The sequence below is a fragment of the Yoonia sp. KMU-150 genome (assembly GCF_056858355.1).
Genome location: NZ_JBXEQF010000002.1, coordinates 614,252 through 629,745 on the forward strand (window position 1 = coordinate 614,252; position 15,494 = coordinate 629,745).

General features: G+C 65.1%; 19 protein-coding genes. 6 read left to right on the forward strand and 13 right to left on the reverse strand.

The genetic code is table 11. The features are described 5' to 3' along the window. The first annotated feature begins 42 nt into the window (after positions 1–42). The gene (gene serB / locus AC04PH_RS15930; RefSeq protein ID WP_483066806.1) at positions 43–906 is read left to right on the forward strand and encodes a phosphoserine phosphatase SerB; all 864 of its coding nucleotides are present in this window, start codon (positions 43–45) and stop codon (positions 904–906) included. 53 nt (positions 907–959) lie between these two features. Here the strand turns inward: serB and AC04PH_RS15935 are convergent, their stop codons facing one another. The 3 genes from AC04PH_RS15935 to AC04PH_RS15945 form a co-directional block, all read right to left on the reverse strand. Continuing rightward, positions 960–1,283, reverse strand: coding sequence for a hypothetical protein (locus tag AC04PH_RS15935; RefSeq protein WP_483066807.1), 324 nt, complete (start codon positions 1,281–1,283; stop codon positions 960–962). A gap of 83 nt (positions 1,284–1,366) precedes the next feature. Next, on the reverse strand, positions 1,367–1,750 hold the full coding sequence (locus tag AC04PH_RS15940; RefSeq protein WP_483066808.1) for a rhodanese-like domain-containing protein: 384 nt from the start codon (positions 1,748–1,750) through the stop codon (positions 1,367–1,369). Between the two features lie 205 nt (positions 1,751–1,955). Continuing rightward, a complete protein-coding gene (locus AC04PH_RS15945; RefSeq protein ID WP_483066809.1) occupies positions 1,956–2,642 on the reverse strand; it encodes a response regulator transcription factor in 687 nt (228 codons plus the stop codon). Between the two features lie 158 nt (positions 2,643–2,800). Between AC04PH_RS15945 and ribA the strand changes: the two genes are divergently transcribed. From ribA to AC04PH_RS15960, 3 genes are all read left to right on the forward strand, one after another. Beyond that, positions 2,801–3,886, forward strand: a complete 1,086-nt coding sequence (gene ribA / locus AC04PH_RS15950; protein ID WP_483066810.1) for a GTP cyclohydrolase II — start codon at positions 2,801–2,803, stop codon at positions 3,884–3,886. An 83-nt stretch (positions 3,887–3,969) separates the two neighbouring features. After that, a complete protein-coding gene (locus AC04PH_RS15955) occupies positions 3,970–4,470 on the forward strand; it encodes a L,D-transpeptidase family protein (RefSeq protein ID WP_483066811.1) in 501 nt (166 codons plus the stop codon). A gap of 68 nt (positions 4,471–4,538) precedes the next feature. Beyond that, the gene (locus tag AC04PH_RS15960; RefSeq protein WP_483066929.1) at positions 4,539–5,021 is read left to right on the forward strand and encodes an RNA pyrophosphohydrolase; all 483 of its coding nucleotides are present in this window, start codon (positions 4,539–4,541) and stop codon (positions 5,019–5,021) included. Here AC04PH_RS15960 and AC04PH_RS15965 read toward each other — a convergent pair. Further along, entirely contained in the window at positions 5,016–6,683 is a 1,668-nt protein-coding gene (locus tag AC04PH_RS15965) for a saccharopine dehydrogenase family protein (protein ID WP_483066812.1), read from the reverse strand. The two genes, AC04PH_RS15960 and AC04PH_RS15965, sit on opposite strands and share 6 nt — an antisense overlap. Positions 6,684–6,771: 88 nt before the next feature. After that, the gene (locus AC04PH_RS15970; RefSeq protein WP_483066813.1) at positions 6,772–7,494 is read right to left on the reverse strand and encodes a helix-turn-helix transcriptional regulator; all 723 of its coding nucleotides are present in this window, start codon (positions 7,492–7,494) and stop codon (positions 6,772–6,774) included. Positions 7,495–7,571: 77 nt separating this feature from the next. Here AC04PH_RS15970 and AC04PH_RS15975 point away from each other — a divergent pair, with 77 nt between their 5' ends. After that, on the forward strand, positions 7,572–8,279 hold the full coding sequence (locus tag AC04PH_RS15975) for a glutathione S-transferase family protein (protein ID WP_483066814.1): 708 nt from the start codon (positions 7,572–7,574) through the stop codon (positions 8,277–8,279). After that, complete coding sequence (locus tag AC04PH_RS15980; protein WP_483066815.1) at positions 8,269–8,661, forward strand: DUF1801 domain-containing protein; 393 nt, start codon at positions 8,269–8,271, stop codon at positions 8,659–8,661. Before AC04PH_RS15975 ends, AC04PH_RS15980 begins: the two co-directional genes overlap by 11 nt. Before the next feature lie 5 nt (positions 8,662–8,666). On the opposite strand, the gene AC04PH_RS15985 is transcribed toward AC04PH_RS15980, so the two are convergent. The 8 genes from AC04PH_RS15985 to AC04PH_RS16020 all read right to left on the reverse strand — a co-directional run bounded on the left by AC04PH_RS15985 (position 8,667) and on the right by AC04PH_RS16020 (position 15,414). Further along, positions 8,667–9,701: a M42 family metallopeptidase gene (locus AC04PH_RS15985; RefSeq protein WP_483066816.1), complete on the reverse strand. Its 1,035-nt coding sequence runs from the start codon at positions 9,699–9,701 to the stop codon at positions 8,667–8,669. A 33-nt stretch (positions 9,702–9,734) separates the two neighbouring features. Continuing rightward, positions 9,735–10,688: a 2-hydroxyacid dehydrogenase gene (locus AC04PH_RS15990; RefSeq protein WP_483066817.1), complete on the reverse strand. Its 954-nt coding sequence runs from the start codon at positions 10,686–10,688 to the stop codon at positions 9,735–9,737. Continuing rightward, entirely contained in the window at positions 10,685–11,023 is a 339-nt protein-coding gene (locus AC04PH_RS15995; RefSeq protein ID WP_483066818.1) for a tRNA-binding protein, read from the reverse strand. The genes AC04PH_RS15990 and AC04PH_RS15995 overlap by 4 nt, the downstream gene beginning before the upstream one ends. Continuing rightward, the gene (gene proC, locus AC04PH_RS16000; protein ID WP_483066819.1) at positions 11,016–11,831 is read right to left on the reverse strand and encodes a pyrroline-5-carboxylate reductase; all 816 of its coding nucleotides are present in this window, start codon (positions 11,829–11,831) and stop codon (positions 11,016–11,018) included. Before proC ends, AC04PH_RS15995 begins: the two co-directional genes overlap by 8 nt. Positions 11,832–12,004: 173 nt before the next feature. Continuing rightward, entirely contained in the window at positions 12,005–12,508 is a 504-nt protein-coding gene (locus AC04PH_RS16005; RefSeq protein WP_483066820.1) for a type III secretion system chaperone family protein, read from the reverse strand. Positions 12,509–12,779: 271 nt separating this feature from the next. Beyond that, a complete protein-coding gene (gene otnC, locus AC04PH_RS16010; protein ID WP_483066821.1) occupies positions 12,780–13,418 on the reverse strand; it encodes a 3-oxo-tetronate 4-phosphate decarboxylase in 639 nt (212 codons plus the stop codon). Beyond that, entirely contained in the window at positions 13,415–14,635 is a 1,221-nt protein-coding gene (otnK, locus tag AC04PH_RS16015; protein WP_483066822.1) for a 3-oxo-tetronate kinase, read from the reverse strand. Before otnK ends, otnC begins: the two co-directional genes overlap by 4 nt. Then, entirely contained in the window at positions 14,632–15,414 is a 783-nt protein-coding gene (locus AC04PH_RS16020) for an N-acyl homoserine lactonase family protein (RefSeq protein ID WP_483066823.1), read from the reverse strand. Before AC04PH_RS16020 ends, otnK begins: the two co-directional genes overlap by 4 nt. Positions 15,415–15,494: the final 80 nt, after the last annotated feature.

The window sequence follows — 15,494 nt, forward strand, 5'->3', positions numbered from 1 at the left end:
GCTTTTGCGGGGCTTTGACGTGGCGATGCGGGGGAAGCGGCCTTGTTTACGGTGACACTGATCGGGGGCGGCCTGTCGGGCGCGCTGGTGGAGGCCCTGCGCAACGCCTGGGGCGGCGGCGATGCGGTCTGGCTCGGTGTCGACGCGGCGGCGGCGTTCTCCGTCCCACAGGTGCCTGCCAATCGCTGGGATGTCTGGGCCGATCTGCAGGCGCAGGGTGTCGATCTGGTGGTGCAGCCAAGCGCGAACCGCCGCAAGCGCGTATTGCTGGCCGACATGGACAGCACGATGATCCAACAGGAATGTATCGACGAGCTTGCTGCCGAAGCGGGCGTCGGCGGGCGCGTGGCAGAAATCACGGCGCGGGCGATGAACGGTGAGTTGGATTTCGAGGCGGCGCTGGACGAACGGGTCGGCCTGCTTGCCGGGCTGAACGAGGCGGTGATCGGCAAGGTGCTTGCGGAGCGGATCACGTTGATGCCGGGCGGGCGCACATTGGTGCAGACGATGAAGGCCAATGGGGCCTATTGCGCGCTGGTGTCGGGCGGGTTCACCGCGTTCACGGCGCGCATCGCGGCCGATCTGGGTTTCGACGAACACCGGGCGAATACCCTGCTGGTCGCCGACGGCAAACTGACCGGGCAGGCGGCGCGACCCATTCTGGGCAAGGCGGCAAAGGTGCAGGCGTTGGAAGAGATTACGCAGGCGCGCGGGCTGACCCCCTCCGACGTGCTGGCCGTGGGCGATGGTGCGAACGATCTGGGGATGCTGTCGCTTGCGGGCACCGGCGTGGCGCTGCACGCCAAACCCGCGGTGCAGGCGGAGTGCGACGTGCGGATCAACCACGGTGACCTGACGGCGCTGCTGTATCTGCAAGGGTTTGCGCGCGACGATTTCGTCGCGTGAAACGCGAGACGGGCGCGGTTGCCCGCGCCCGTCCCGACTTGTTTTCACGCCGATCAGTTGATCGTGTAGGACGCCATCTGGCACATATTGACCCGGTCGGTCATCACGGTGCCGTCGACGAAAACGAAGCGCAGGTCGAAGTTGCACAGCGCCTGGCCGTTGGGAACGAGCACCGTCGCGCTGGATCCGCTGGGCAGGACATTGGCACCCAAGCCGTCGGGACCCCAGTAGGGATTCGACGTGGGCGAGGTATAGAATTCATACAGTGTCACGCCGGAGCGGTTGTTGAGCCGCCATGCCATGTCCTGCGCCATGGCCTGCGACGCAAATGCGGATGCGGCGACCAGACCGGCCAGCAGTGTTTTGAGAAGTTTCATAAATGTGTCTCCAAAAAAAAAGGTTATGCGGTAAATATAACCGCATAATCTCTTGATCTGGCAAGTCAGGATTACCGGATGTCTCAGCCGTCTTCGGTCGGGCCGCCGGCCTCTTTCCAGCCGGGGAAACCGCCGATATTGGTGACGTTGGTGAAACCCATGTCCTGCATCGTTTTGCCGGTCAGGGCGGCCTGCCCACCGGCGCCGCAGATCAGGTAGTAGGGCGCATCCTTGTCCTTCAGCGCCGGATCGAAGAGTTGCTCCATCGCCGGGTCGGCGCGGAATTCGATCATGCCGCGTGTGATGCGGTGCGCGCCCTTGATGGTGCCGGATTTGGCGATTTCGCCACTGTCGCGCACGTCGATGAAGGTGCCGTTGCCGGCTTTGTGGATTTCGATCGCCTCTTCCGCCGACATTTTGGGGACGGTTTCATTGGCGGCATCGAGATAGTCTTTGGCGGTTTTCATGGTGAAAATCCCTGTGTTCGTTGCAGTTATCGCTCAACGCCTGCCGGGGCGGAACGTTCCTGTGCGACGTCTTGGAAAAAAAGTCCGGGCACGGAGGCCCGGACAAGTCCAACAGGGAGGATGGTGGCTTTGATATCCCGCCACCGGAGGATTCAGTGTCGTAACGTCACGGTCACACGGATGGTTCCCGCGGAAATTACGAATCTCATGCCACCAGACGATAGCCGCCGGATTCGGTCACAAGAAGGCGGGCATTTGACGGATCCGGTTCGATTTTCTGGCGCAAGCGGTAAATGTGCGTCTCAAGGGTGTGTGTGGTGACCCCCGCGTTATAGCCCCAGACCTCGTGAAGCAGCACGTCGCGGGCGACGACGCCTTCGGTCGCGCGGTAGAGGAACTTGAGGATATTGGTTTCCTTTTCCGTCAGGCGGATTTTCTTGTCGTCCTCGGTGATCAGCATCTTCTGGGCGGGCTTGAACGTATATGGCCCAAGCTGGAACACCGCGTCCTCTGACTGTTCGTGTGTGCGCAATTGGCTGCGGATGCGGGCGAGCAGCACGGGGAACTTGAAGGGCTTGGAGACATAGTCGTTCGCGCCGGCGTCAAGGCCGTAGATCGTGTCCGCGTCGCTGTCCTGCGCGGTGAGCATGACGATGGGCGATTTGACACCCTGCTTGCGCATCAGGCGACAGAGTTCGCGCCCGTCGGTATCGGGCAGACCCACGTCGAGGATGACCAGATCGTAGAGCGCCTCTTTCGCCTTGGCCATGGCGCTGGCCCCGTCGTCGGCCTCGAACACGTCGAAGTCCTCGGTCATGATCAGTTGTTCGCCCAACGCCTCGCGCAGGTCGTCGTCGTCGTCGACGAGAAGAATTTTCTTCAGTTGTGCCATCGTGAAAGCCCTTTGCTGTTGGTCTAAATTTGTGTCCAAGACACGGTCGGGACAAGCGACGGCGCGGGAAATTCACACGGACGTGTGATATCGCCGGGTTATGTTTCACTTTCGGGCATCAGCGGCTAGAAGATGAAACAAATGAAAGGCGATGGTGCATGAGTTTCGGCCCCGACATGACGGAAAAACTGGCGCGGGCGCGGGCCGATCTGCGGATGGGCGTGCCGGTGGTGGTGGATGACGGGGCGGGCGGGCAGGCGCTCGTCTGCGCCGCCGAGACACTTGACGCGGTGCGGTTGGCCGATCTGCGCGGATTGGGCGGCGCGCCCGTGATCGCGGTGACACGCTGGCGGGCGGAGACGTTGCGCGCGCGCGCCTACGACGGTGATCTGGCGCGGATCGTTTTGCCGCCCGATGTGACGCTGGCCTGGGTGAGGGCGCTGGCCGACCCGGCGGACGATCTGCGGCATCCGATGAAGGGGCCGCTGCAATCGGAGCGCAGCGGCGGGGCTGATCTGCACCGCGCCGCGATCGCGCTGTGCAAGGCGGCGCGGCTGCTGCCTGCAGCTGTGGTGCTGCCGGTGACGGACGCCGGATTCGCGCTGGCTCACGACCTGACCGTGGTGCCTGTCTCTGCCGCGCTGGATACCGGGCTGTCGCCGCTCAGCCCAATCATATCCGCCCGCCTGCCGCTGGAAGTGTCGGAGGCCGGGCGGCTGCATATCTTCCGCCCCGACGATGGCGCAGAAGAGCATTACGCCATCGAGATTGGCCGACCGGCACGGGACAGAGCTGTGCTGTCGCGGCTGCATTCGGCCTGTTTCACCGGCGATCTTCTGGGGTCGCTGAAATGCGATTGCGGGCCACAGCTGCGCGCGGCGCTGCAACAGATGGGCGACGCAGGCGAGGGCGTGCTGCTTTACCTCAATCAGGAGGGGCGGGGCATCGGCCTGGCCAACAAGATGCGCGCCTATTCGCTGCAGGATCAGGGGTTCGATACCGTCGACGCCAACCACCGGCTGGGGTTCGAGGATGACGAGCGCGATTTCCGGATCGGAGCAGAGATATTGCGGCGGATGGGGTTCGGCGCGGTGCGGCTGCTGACCAACAACCCGGCCAAGGTCACCAAGCTGCAATCCTGCGGGATCACGGTGGCCGAAAGGGTGCCGCTGCGGGTCGGTGCGAACCCGCACAATCACGGCTATCTGGCGACGAAGGCCGCAAAATCGGGGCATGATCTGTGAAGCGGGCGCAATTTCCGGAACAGGCATTGGATGCAGGTCCTTTGCCGGCATCTGGGCACAGACTTACACGGAAAGCCTGTCCGGTGCGCCCGGACGATCTGGTGGTAATGCCGACCCATGTCCGGTTTCTGGGACGCCGGTTTCCGCATGCCGTCGGGCGCTGCGGGCTGGTCGATCCGGATACGAAAGCCGAGGGAGACGGAGCCACGCCGCGCGGAGTGCACCGGATCGTCGGGATGCTCTACCGGCCCGACCGCATGGCACGGCCCGCGCGGTGGGCCAGACCGATCCGGCCCGGTGACCTGTGGTCGGACGCGCCGGACGATCCGCAATACAACCGTCAGGTCAGCGCGCCCTATGCCGCCAGCCACGAGGCGCTGCGGCGGGCCGACCCGATGTACGACCTGATCCTGCTGACCGACTGGAACTGGCCGGATGCGGTGCCGGGGCGCGGGTCGGCGATTTTTCTGCACCAATGGCGCAGGCCCGGCTATCCCACCGCGGGCTGTGTCGCGTTCCGCCGCGATCATCTGCGCTGGATCGCGCAGCGCCTGACCCCGGGTAGCCTCATTGTTATCGCATAACTGCTGGACCTCGCCCTAGGTTTTGTCCAAATGGAAAGGCAGGACAGATGACACACCAAGGCAGCTTTATGACCCCTGACGAAATCGCGCAGCTTCCCTACCGGCCCTGTGTCGGCGTCATGCTGGCCAACACGCGCGGCCATGTGTTCGTGGGCCAGCGGCGCGACCGTGATCAGGAAGCCTGGCAGATGCCGCAGGGTGGTGTCGACCCCGGCGAGACGACGCGCGACGCCGCCCTGCGCGAGTTGTGGGAGGAAACCGGGGTCACCGAAAAGCTGGTCACGATCGAGGCGGAAAGCGCGGGGCTGATCGCCTATGACCTGCCTGTCGATCTGGTGCCGCGAATCTGGAAAGGGCGCTATCGCGGGCAGGAGCAGAAGTGGTTCCTATTCCGTTACCACGGCAGCGACGAGGATATCGACATCGCCACCGAACATCCCGAATTTTCGGCGTGGAAATGGATGCCCAAGGAGGACCTGGTGGCCAATATCGTGCCGTTCAAGCGCGCGGTCTATGTGCGGGTGCTGGAAGAGTTCGGCCCGCGCCTATGAGGGCGGATCGGGCCGGAGGTGGCCGCGATAAGCGGTGATGGTGCCGATGAGCGGTGCGCTGATCGTCACGTCGAAATGGAACGTGTCGTCGCTGGCATATTCAAAGCTCTGGTCGCCGGGCAGCAGCGTTTTGGGCAGTGGCAGCCCCAGAAACGACCAGTGCCGCGGGATCAGTTGCAGGCGTCCGTCCGCCACGCGCAGTGCGAGGGCGACGGCGACGGGGCCGAACTTCTCTGTCAGCAGATGTGCCAAGCGCCCGGTGCCGCGATCCTGAAGAGAGGAGAACGTCTGGTTGCCAAATCTGCGTGTCCAGAGCTCTGCGCCGCCTTTGGGTGTGAACGTGACCGAGACCGGCACGTTCTGCGCGGTGGGCGGAAAACCGAACAGCCGGGCCAGCGTGCGGGCGATCAGGCCGTTGCCACGCTTGACTTGCGCGCTGCCTGACCAGCGGCGTGGTTGCGCGCTGTCGTGGAGCGCGCGCACGACCGGCGGCAGATCGTCGAACGCCGTTCCCAGAACGCGGCGGTAAAGCGGTTGGTCCGGGTCGTCGCCATCGCGCCAGCCGGTGAAGATCGTCCGCCGCGCGAACAGACGGTCGTAATCCGCCAGTTCGAGCGCCCGCGTCGCGGGCCGCGCGCCGGGGGCAGGGCGATCGCCGTCCAGCATCTTGCGCACCAGTGCCTCTACCGCCATCGACGGGATGAAGGGGCCGTCGTCGCCTTCAGCCAGCAGGTGCCACGACCGGGTGACTGGCTGGCATTCGCGGGTGCCTTCGGCCTGCACGAACATGCCGCCACGATGCGCGCCGAACCGCATCAGGTTCAGCACCCGGTAGAAGAACGGTGCCAGCGGTGTGAGGGGCGGCAGGCGCAGCCGCGCGCGGGCGCGGGCCAGCAGGTTGAGCATCCGGTGCAGGATTTCCGGCACCGGGCCCGCGCCCATCCAGATGTCGCGCAAAGTCGGGTGTTCGGGCGGCAGGACCTGCAGATCCGGCACGTCGACCAGCGAGAAGCGGATGTTGCGCAGCGGCAAATGGCCGGGCACCGCGATCGTGTAGCGCCTGCTTTCGGCCAGCCCGGGTGCCGTGGCGGGCTTGCCGTCGCGCATCAGTTTGACCGGGCTGCCGGCGTAGCTGACGACCGCGCGCATCACGTTCAGCCCGATGCCCGCGTGAGGCGAGGGCGCGATCCCGCCGGTGACGCGGGTGATGTCCATGGTTTTCGCGATCTCGCGCAGGACGGCGGCGGTCAGCACCGGAAAGCTGCTGACGCCCGACAGCGCGAAGATGCCCGCCGCGCGTGCCGCAGCATCGAAGCGGCTGACGCCGAAGACGAAATCCGCGCCATCCGCGAAATCGAGGTAAGGGACGCGGTGGCGGATGCAGGCTTCGAGCACGCGGTAGGGCGCATCGCCGTAGGCCTGAAACGGGCCGGAGGCGTCGACCAGCAGGTCGGGCGCGATCTGCGGCAGGTGCCTGTCGATCTCTTCCCGGTCGAGCGCCAGCGGCGTGGCGGTCGCGCGACCTGCGAAGCCGTCGCAGAATGCCTGCGCCCTGGCCGCGCTGCGCCCGCAGATCAGGATGTCGAGGTCCGGGATGTCGGCCAGCAATGTGGCGAGCCGCCCGCCGAACACGCCGTAGCCGCCGAGGATGAGGATTTTCAAGTCAGTCGTCACCAAGATTTAGCGGCCCCGTGCTGCGGACCTGCTTCGCTGGAATATCAGGTGGGTCGCGTCGGGGAAATGCGGCAAATCAGTCGTCCTGATCCGGCACCTTGTCCATCGCCGCCGCATATCCTGCCCTGATCTGCACCAGCGCATCCCGCAGCATCGGGACACGTCTGGGGCGGAAGCTCTGATCGGTGACGGTGAGGGCGCGCATCCGGTCGATGCGAAAGATGCGGGTGTCGGCGCGAAGATGGCAGTGGGCGACGAGGCTCAGGCGGTCCTGCACATAGACGATACCTAATGGATCGACGACGCGGTCGGTGTCGGCCCCTTTCGCATCGGTATAGAGCAGATGGACGGTGCGCTCCTCCCACGCGGCAGTGCGCAGGGCCGCCACGTCAACCTGCGGCGGCGGCGGGCGGTGCAGCCGGTTGACCGAAAGCACGGCGTGTTTCAGGCGGTGCGCCTGCGCACTCGGCAGGCGGGCGTGCAGTTTTGTGAGCGCGCTGCCCGCCGCGTCGGCCAGCGCCGGGTCGGCAATGGCCTGTACGTCGCGCAGACCGAGCACCAGCGCCTCGATCTCCTCGTCGGTGAACATCATCGGCGGCAGGGCCGGGTCCTCTGTCAGGGCATAGCCATAGCCTGCGGTGCCGTCTATCACTGCGCCCAAGCCCCTGAGCGCGTCGATGTCGCGATAAAGCGTGCGCAGCGATACGCCGGTATCGGCGGCCAGCGTGGCGGCGGTGACGGGCGGATGATGGCTGCGCAGCGCCTGCATCAGCTGAAAGAGACGGTTGGTGCGGGTCATGGTGCATCATAACATATCTGCTGCCATAATATGTCAGCAAGCCGCGATATCCCGGCATCGTTCAACAGGAGATGCATATGTACACCCTCATCACCTTTCCCCCGGCCTTCGGCGTGGCCAGTCCCAGCAGCTTTTGCGTCAAGGCGATGTGGCTGCTCGACTATGCCGGGGTCGACTGGACCCGCGAGGATACCAACGATCCGCGCAAGATGCCCTACAGCAAGCTGCCGGTGCTGCGCGACGGCGCGACGCTGATCCCGGAAAGCGGGCGGATCGCGGATTTTCTGACTGACAAAGGCGCGGATTTCTGGGGCGATGCCACGCCGCGGCAGAAGGCTCAGGGCCATGCGCTGATCCGCATGGCCGAGGCGCATATGTATTTCCTCGGCACGCTCGACCGGTGGGGCAACGATGCCGCTTGGCCCGTGCTGCGCGACACGTTCTTCGGCGACATCCCCGGCGTTTTGCGAGGTCTGATCACCGGGCGCATCCGCAAGGGTGTCCTGCGCGGGATGCACGCGCAGGGGCTGGGCAGGATGTCTGAAGAGGACAGGCTGGCGTTGCTGGAACAGGACCTGCAGGCCATCACCGCACTGCTCGACGGTCAGGATTTCCTGCTGGGTGACAGGATCACGCTGCCCGATTTCAGCGTGGGTGCCGTGTTGCAGGCGCTTGCCGCCGCACCGGTCGAGACCGAACAATCCCGCCGGGTGTCGGGCGATGATGCGCTGATGGCCTATGTGCAGCGGGTGCAGGATGCGGTCGGTGCGGCGCATGATCACTGATTTCGCCACACCCGCCGTCGCTGCCGCCTATGCCGCGTTTCCGCCCGACAGCCGCGCCATGGCGATGCGCCTGCGCGATCTGGTGTATGAGACGGCGAGGGACATGCCGCAGGTCGGGCCGGTCACCGAAACGCTGAAGTGGGGGCAGCCCTCCTATCTGGTCAAGACCGGCACGACGCTGCGGATCGCAGTGCCCAAGGGTGGCGGCTGCGGCCTCTATGCGCATTGCCAATCCGGGGTGATCGGGGCCTATGCGGCGCAGTTTCCTGATGACGATGTGATCGACGGCAACCGGGGCGTGATCTTTGCCACAAATGATGACATCGTGCCGGACCGGCTGCGGTTGCTGATCCGGCACGCGCTGACCTACAAGACACGCTGAGCGCGTCAGTCGAAGGTCGCCAGATAGGCGACGAGGATATCGAGCGCGGCTTGCAGGTCATCCTTGTGGATCATCTCTGTCACGGTGTGGATGTAGCGCGTCCCCACCACGATCCCCACCGCCCGCGCCCCGGCGGCGGCCTGCTGTGCGGCGGCCCCGTCCTGCCCGCCTGCGGCCAGCATGGTGCGCTGGTAGGGGATGTCGTTTGCCTTGGCCACCGCCTCGATCTCTTTCACCAGGTCGCGGTCGGCGATGAAGGACGAATCGCGCACATGCAGGCCGAAACCGTCGCCCTGCGTTGTCGTCGCGTCCTTGTCGGGGATGCCGGGGGTATCGCAGGCCAGCGTCGTGTCGATACCGATGCCGATGTCGGGCAGGACCTTGAAGGCGGCGGTGCGGGCACCGCGCAGGCCGACCTCTTCCTGCGTGGTGAAGGCCACGTGGATTTCCGCCCCGCGCCCCTTGTCGCCCAGCTTGCGGACAGCCTCGATCCCGAGCCAGCAGGCGATGCGGTTGTCCAGCGCCTTGGACACGAACTTGTCGCCCACTTCGATGAACGGTTCGTCCATGACCACGAAATCGCCGACCTTGACGTGGTCATGCGCCTTCTTGCCCATCCCGAGATCGACGAAGAATTCGCCCACTTCGGGAATTTTCTTGCGGTCGTCGGCGGAGGAGATGTGGATCGGTTTGCCACCGGGGTTCATCACGCCCTTGAAATCGCCGTCGTCGGTGCAGACCAGCACCCGGCGCGAGAAGAGATTGCGCGGATCGAACCCGCCCACTGGTTGCAGGTAGAGATACCCCTTCTTGTCGATGTGGCTGACCAGAAAGCCGATCTCGTCCATGTGACAGAGGAGCATGACCTTCGGCGCATCCTTGGTCGTGGCGTCCCGGCGGCAGATCAGGGTGCCCATGGCGTCGGTCTGCACGTCGTCGAACAGGTCCGCGATCTCGCTTTCGATCAGCGCGCGGACGCGGTGTTCATGCCCCGGCACGCCCGGCATTTCGCAGAGTTTCTTCAGCAGATCGGTGTTCATATGCGTTTCCAATTCAGATTGTTCGGGTGGCGTTCACGTCAGCCCGTTGGGCAGCGGCGTTCCCGCGTCCCATGCGATGATGTTATCCAGCGCCATCTGCCCCATTGCCTCGCGCACTTCCAGCGCAGCGGTGCCCAAATGCGGCAGCAGCACGACGTTGTCGAGTGCGCGCAGGGCAGGGGGTACGTATGGTTCGGCGGCATAGACGTCCAGCCCTGCGCCGAAGATGCGCCGTTCCTGCAAGGCCGCGATCAGCGCGTCCTCGTCCACCACATCGCCGCGCGCGACGTTGATCAGCACGCCATGCGGCTGCATCGCGGCGATGGCGTCGGCATCGACCAGCTTGGCGGTTTCGGCCCCGCCCGGCACGGTGACCACGACGATATCGGCCTGGCCCATCAGCGCATCGAGCGTGTCGACCTGCCGCGCGGGCACCTCGACCTCCTTGCGGGAGCGGTTGTAGTAGATCACCGGCATGTCGAACCCGTAGTGGCAGCGTCGGGCGACGGCCTGACCGATCCGGCCCATGCCGATGATGCCGACCCGCTTTCCGGTGACGTGCTGCCCCAGAAACTGCGTCGGACCCCAGCCGCCCCACGCGCCAGCGCGCACCACACGCTCGCCTTCGCCAGCGCGGCGACAGGTCGCGAGGATCAGCGTCATGGCGATGTCGGCGGTGGCATCGGTCACGACGTCGGGGGTGTTGGAAACGGCGACACCGGCGGCGCGTGCGGCGGTCACGTCGATATGGTTATAGCCGACGCCGAAATTCGCCACGATGCCGCAGCGCAGGTTGTCGGTGGTGAATACCCTTGCCGTGAACTGATCGCCCAAGGTGGCCAGCACAGCGTCATGGTCGCGCAACGCGGCGGCGGCTTCATCCTCGGTCAGTCCATCGGCCGTTTTGCGCAGCGTCACATCGAACCGCTCTTTCGCGGCGGCGACCGTGGCCTCCGGCATCTCCCGCGTGATCAGCAGCTTTTTCAATGCAATCGCCCCCCGACCGGCACGTCGCTGTCCGGGCCGACCAGCACCACCTCGCCGTCCGCATCAGGCATCCCCAGCACCAGCACTTCGGACATGAACTTGCCGATCTGGCGCGGTGGGAAGTTCACCACCGCCAGCACCTGCTTGCCGATGAGTTTTTCCGGCGTGTAATGCGCGGTAATCTGGGCGGAGGTCTTTTTCTCCCCGATGTCGTCGCCGAAGTCGATCCAGAGCTTGATCGCGGGCTTGCGTGCCTCCGGATAGGGTTCGGCCCGCAGCACCCGGCCCACACGCACATCGACGCGCAGGAAATCATCGAAACTGATCTCAGCCATCGGCCAGTTCCCGCGAACGGTTAGTGGCGGCGGCGACGGCGCGGTCGAGCAGCGCAGGAAAGCCGTCATCCTCGTCCATCAGAACCTCGAGCGCCGCCTGCGTCGTGCCGTTGGGCGATGTCACGTTGACACGCAACTGGCCGGGGTCTTCCTCTGCCGCTTCGGCCAGCGCACCAGCCCCGGCGACCGTGGCCTTGGCCAGCCGCATCGCCATGTCCTCGGGTAGGCCCTGCGCGACGCCGGCGGCAGCGAGGGTTTCGATCAGGTGGAACACATAGGCGGGACCGGAGCCGGACACGCCTGTCACCGCATCCATCTGGCTTTCGTCGTCCAGCCTCACGGTCTGGCCCACCGCGTTCAGCAGGGTCTCGGCGGTATCGAGATGGGCAGGGGTTGCGGCGTTGTTGCCGATCATCGCGGTGATGCCACGCCTGACGGCGGCAGGCGTGTTTGGCATGGCGCGCACGATGGGCGTGCCGCCGCCCAGCACCGCCTCGAACCGCACCAGCGTCGTCCCCGCCGCGACAGAGATGAAGAGCGTGTCGCCGTTGCCAAGCGCCACGATCGCGGGCAACGCGTCGCCCATCATCTGCGGCTTGACCGCGACCACGACGACGGCGGGATTGTCCGGCAGCGGCAGGTTCACGTGGGCGGCCAGCCCGTTGACCCATGCCGACGGGTGAGGGTCGACGATCCAGACCGATGATGCAGGTAACCCCTCATCGAGCCAGCCCGCAAGCATAGCCGATCCCATCTTGCCGCAGCCCAGCAGGACAAGCCCGCGATCTGCGATGTCTTTCATGGTCATGTGGCACCCTCCGCAATCGTCCTTGCCCGCAGGCTAGGCAAATGCGCAGGGGGCTACAACCACCTCGGGCTGGATGTGCCCGTTCTTCTTTTGGTCAAAAATACCTCGGGGGGTGCGGGGGGCTGCCCCCCCCCGACGCCTGCCACTTGCGCAAGGTGACAATAGGTGCAGCGTCAGGCGCGCCCGTAGGCCTCTGCGATGGCGACCTGCACCGCGTCCGCCGGGCTGCGTTCGGCCCAAGTCACCAGTTGGATCGCGGGGTAATATCGCTCGCAGGAGGCGACGGCGGCGTTGATCATCGTGTCGATCTGGTCTGGCCCCGCCATCTGGTCGCCGGCCAGCACCAGGCCGTAGCGATAGACCATCATCTTCTGCTCGCCCCACCAGGTAAACGCGCCAGCCCAGCACTGGTCGTTGATGCTGTTGAGCGCCTCGTAAAGCGCGGGCAGGCGGTGCTCGGGCGGCTCCATCTCAAATGTACAGATCAGACGCAGGGTTTCGTCATAGGCCGACCAGGCCAGCGTGATCGAATAGGTCCGCCACTGCCCCTCGACCGCCATAGCGATCTGGTCGTCGTGGATCCGGTCGAATTCCCAATCGTGGTGTTCCGCGATGTGTTCCACCAGGTCGATCGGGTGAAGTTCATCCGCGTCGAGATATTGCTCTGTCAATGCCATGGGCTGGCCCTCACTGCCTGTGCGAAGCGTCTCTTGCCGTCCCGCTATCGCTATGCGCCTACTCAAGGGAAAGTATGGTTCTTGTTCTGTCCCTACAATATCGTGCGACATGGGGCAAAGCCTGTAAAGCCATTTCTTGGGGATAAGTGGGGTGGGTGTGGCGGCAACGGTCTGTGCAATGTCGCGCGACCGCTGCAGGAAACGGGGCGTCGCGGGCCCGGGGCAATTGAAGGCAGCGAGTGCTTTTTTGTGCGGTGCCGGCGATCTCGGCTTAGTTCGGGAATTTCAGCCGCAGTTCCGCGATTTGTTCGGCCGATAGCCCGATCCGGTCCATGCCGCGGGTCATCATGGCGAGTTTTGCGCCTTCCTCCAGCTCTTCCATGGCGTAGACGGCCGCCTCCAGCGCGCGGCCCGCGACCACGGGGCCGTGGTTCGCCAGCAGCACGGCGGTCCGTTTTCCGGCAAGGCCGCGCACGGCGGTGCCCATCCCGGGATCGCCGGGCAGAAAGAACGGCAGCAGTTTCACCCGGCCAAGGCGCATGATCGGATAGGGCGTCAGGGCTGGGATCGCATCGTCGGGGTCGGTATCTGGCATCATTGAAAGCGCCACGGAATGGCAGGAATGAAGATGCACGACGGCACCGGTTTCCGCGCGGGTGTCGTAGAAGGCCGTATGCAGCGGTATTTCCTTTGTGGGCGCATCCCCCGACACAAGCGTCATGTCCGCGCTCAGATGGCTGATGCGGGCGGGGTCGAGAAAGCCAAGCGAACTGCCGGTCGGCGTCATCAGGACCGATCCGTCCGACAGACGCACCGAGATGTTGCCGGTCGACCCCGAAGTCAGGCCACGATCGTAGATTGATTTGGCGAACAGCGCGATCCGGTCGCGCATCCTTGTCACTTCGGTCATTGCGCGGTCTCCATCAGGGACAGGCTTTCGGCAAAGAAATCCGGCCCGCCGAAGTTTCCGGATTTCAGCGCCAGAGCGATACCGCGCCCCTCTATCAGCATTGCGGGGACGCCGGGGGCCAGTTTGGGGCCGATCCGCAGGGCGGTCGCATCGAGCCCCGCAACGGCGGCACCCGAGGTCTCACCACCGGCCACGACCATGCGCTGCACGCCGAGGTCCGCCAGCCGCCGCGTCAGCTCGGTAAACAGGGCGTCGATCTTGCGGGCCACCTGATCACGCCCGAAACTGGCCTGTGCCGCACGCACGACTTCGGGATCGGCGGATGTGTAAATCAGCGGTGCGCCGTCGGTGTCCATGACCCAGCTTGCCAGCAGGTCGGCGTTCACACGGTCCTCCATCACCTCGGCAGCGGTAACCTCGCGTTTCGGGCCGGGGTAGGCGGACACTTGGGCGCGGGTCGCGCGACTGCATGACCCCGACAGGATCACCGCCTTGCCCTTTTGTCCCGTCCAGGGCGGCGCGGCGTCGGAATGACCGAAGTTCGCGGGCAGGCCGATGGCGATCCCCGATCCGCCGACCAGCAGTTTCCGCGTGCGGGCGGCCTTTGCGATTTCGATCAGATCGGTATCGCGCAGGGCGTCGACGACGACCATGGCGGGCTGGTCCGGCAGCGCCGCCTCGATGGCCGCGGCCCCTTTGTCGACGCATCGGAAGTCAACGTGGTGAACCGGCCAGTCGGTCTGCGCGGCCAGCACACGGCGCAGGTCGGGGTCGGTCATCGGGGTCAGCGGATGATCCTGCATCCCGCTTTCGCTCAGCAGGGTGTCGGCAACGAAAAGGTGGCCCTGATAGACGCTGCGTCCGTTTTCGGGAAAGGCCGGGCAGACGATGACATGGGTTTCCTGCAGGCGCTGGGCGAGTGCGGCTGCGACGGGGCCGATATTGCCGTCCGCCGTGCTGTCGAAGGTGGAACAGACCTTGAAGATTATTTGCCTCGCACCCTGAGCCAGCAGCCAGTCGCAGGCGGCGAGGGATTGGGAGACGGCATCCCGCGCCGTGATAGTGCGCGACTTGAGCGCCACGACCCCTGCATCGACGGACGTCGCCGGGCCAGAGGGGATGCCGACATACTGCACCGTCGCCATGCCTCCCATGGCCAGCGTCAGCGCGATGTCCGACGCGCCGGTGAAATCATCCGCGATAACCCCGATCTTCATTGCGGGATCGCTTTGGTCGGGCCCGGGTCAAGCCGGGTGATGTGGGGGGCGGCACCTGCCGGAAAGACGGCGCGCACCAGCGGGTCATGCCCGGGAACGACAAGACCGGGTGCAGAGGCAAGCCGTTGCAGCGTCGCGAACCCATCGAGCATGTTCTGCAGATCGACGACGATGGGGAACGGCTTTTCCTTCATGAAATTCTCGTAGTAGTGGGCGGCGTCCGATGCCAGAACCATCCAGCCCGCCTGCGTGCGGACGCGGACACACTGCAGGCCGCGCGAATGGCCGCCGATGCAGTGCACGGTGACCCCCTCCACGATCTGCGCGTCGCCGTCATGAATGACGACCTTTCCGGCATAAAGCCTTCGGATCGCCTCGCAGACATGGTCTGCGCTGAAGGGCATGCGCAGGGTGTCGTGGCACATGCAGGGACCGGTCGCATAGGCCATTTCCGCCGCCTGCAGGTGCAGCCTGGCATGGGGAAAAAGATGCAGCCCACCGGCATGGTCGTAGTGCAGATGGGTGACGATGACGGTCGTGACATCTTCAGGCCTGATGCCAAGGGGTGACAGGGCCTCGCGGGGGTCGAGACGGATCGGGCGGCCACGCCGTTCTGCCTCTGCCATGTCGTAACCAGTATCCACGACGATGGTTTCGCCATCACGCCGCAGAACCCAGATGTAGTAATCCATGGCATGCGGGGCGTCGTGGTCGTCGTCGAAAATAAAGCTGTCGGCCCGCGTGCGCGCATTGCGGTCGGCGTATTTGACGGCATGCACCTCCCAATCGGTCCTTGGATCACCGTTCGGTAGGTCAGGACCGATTTCGACGCGATCATCTTGGCCACTGCCTGATCGAA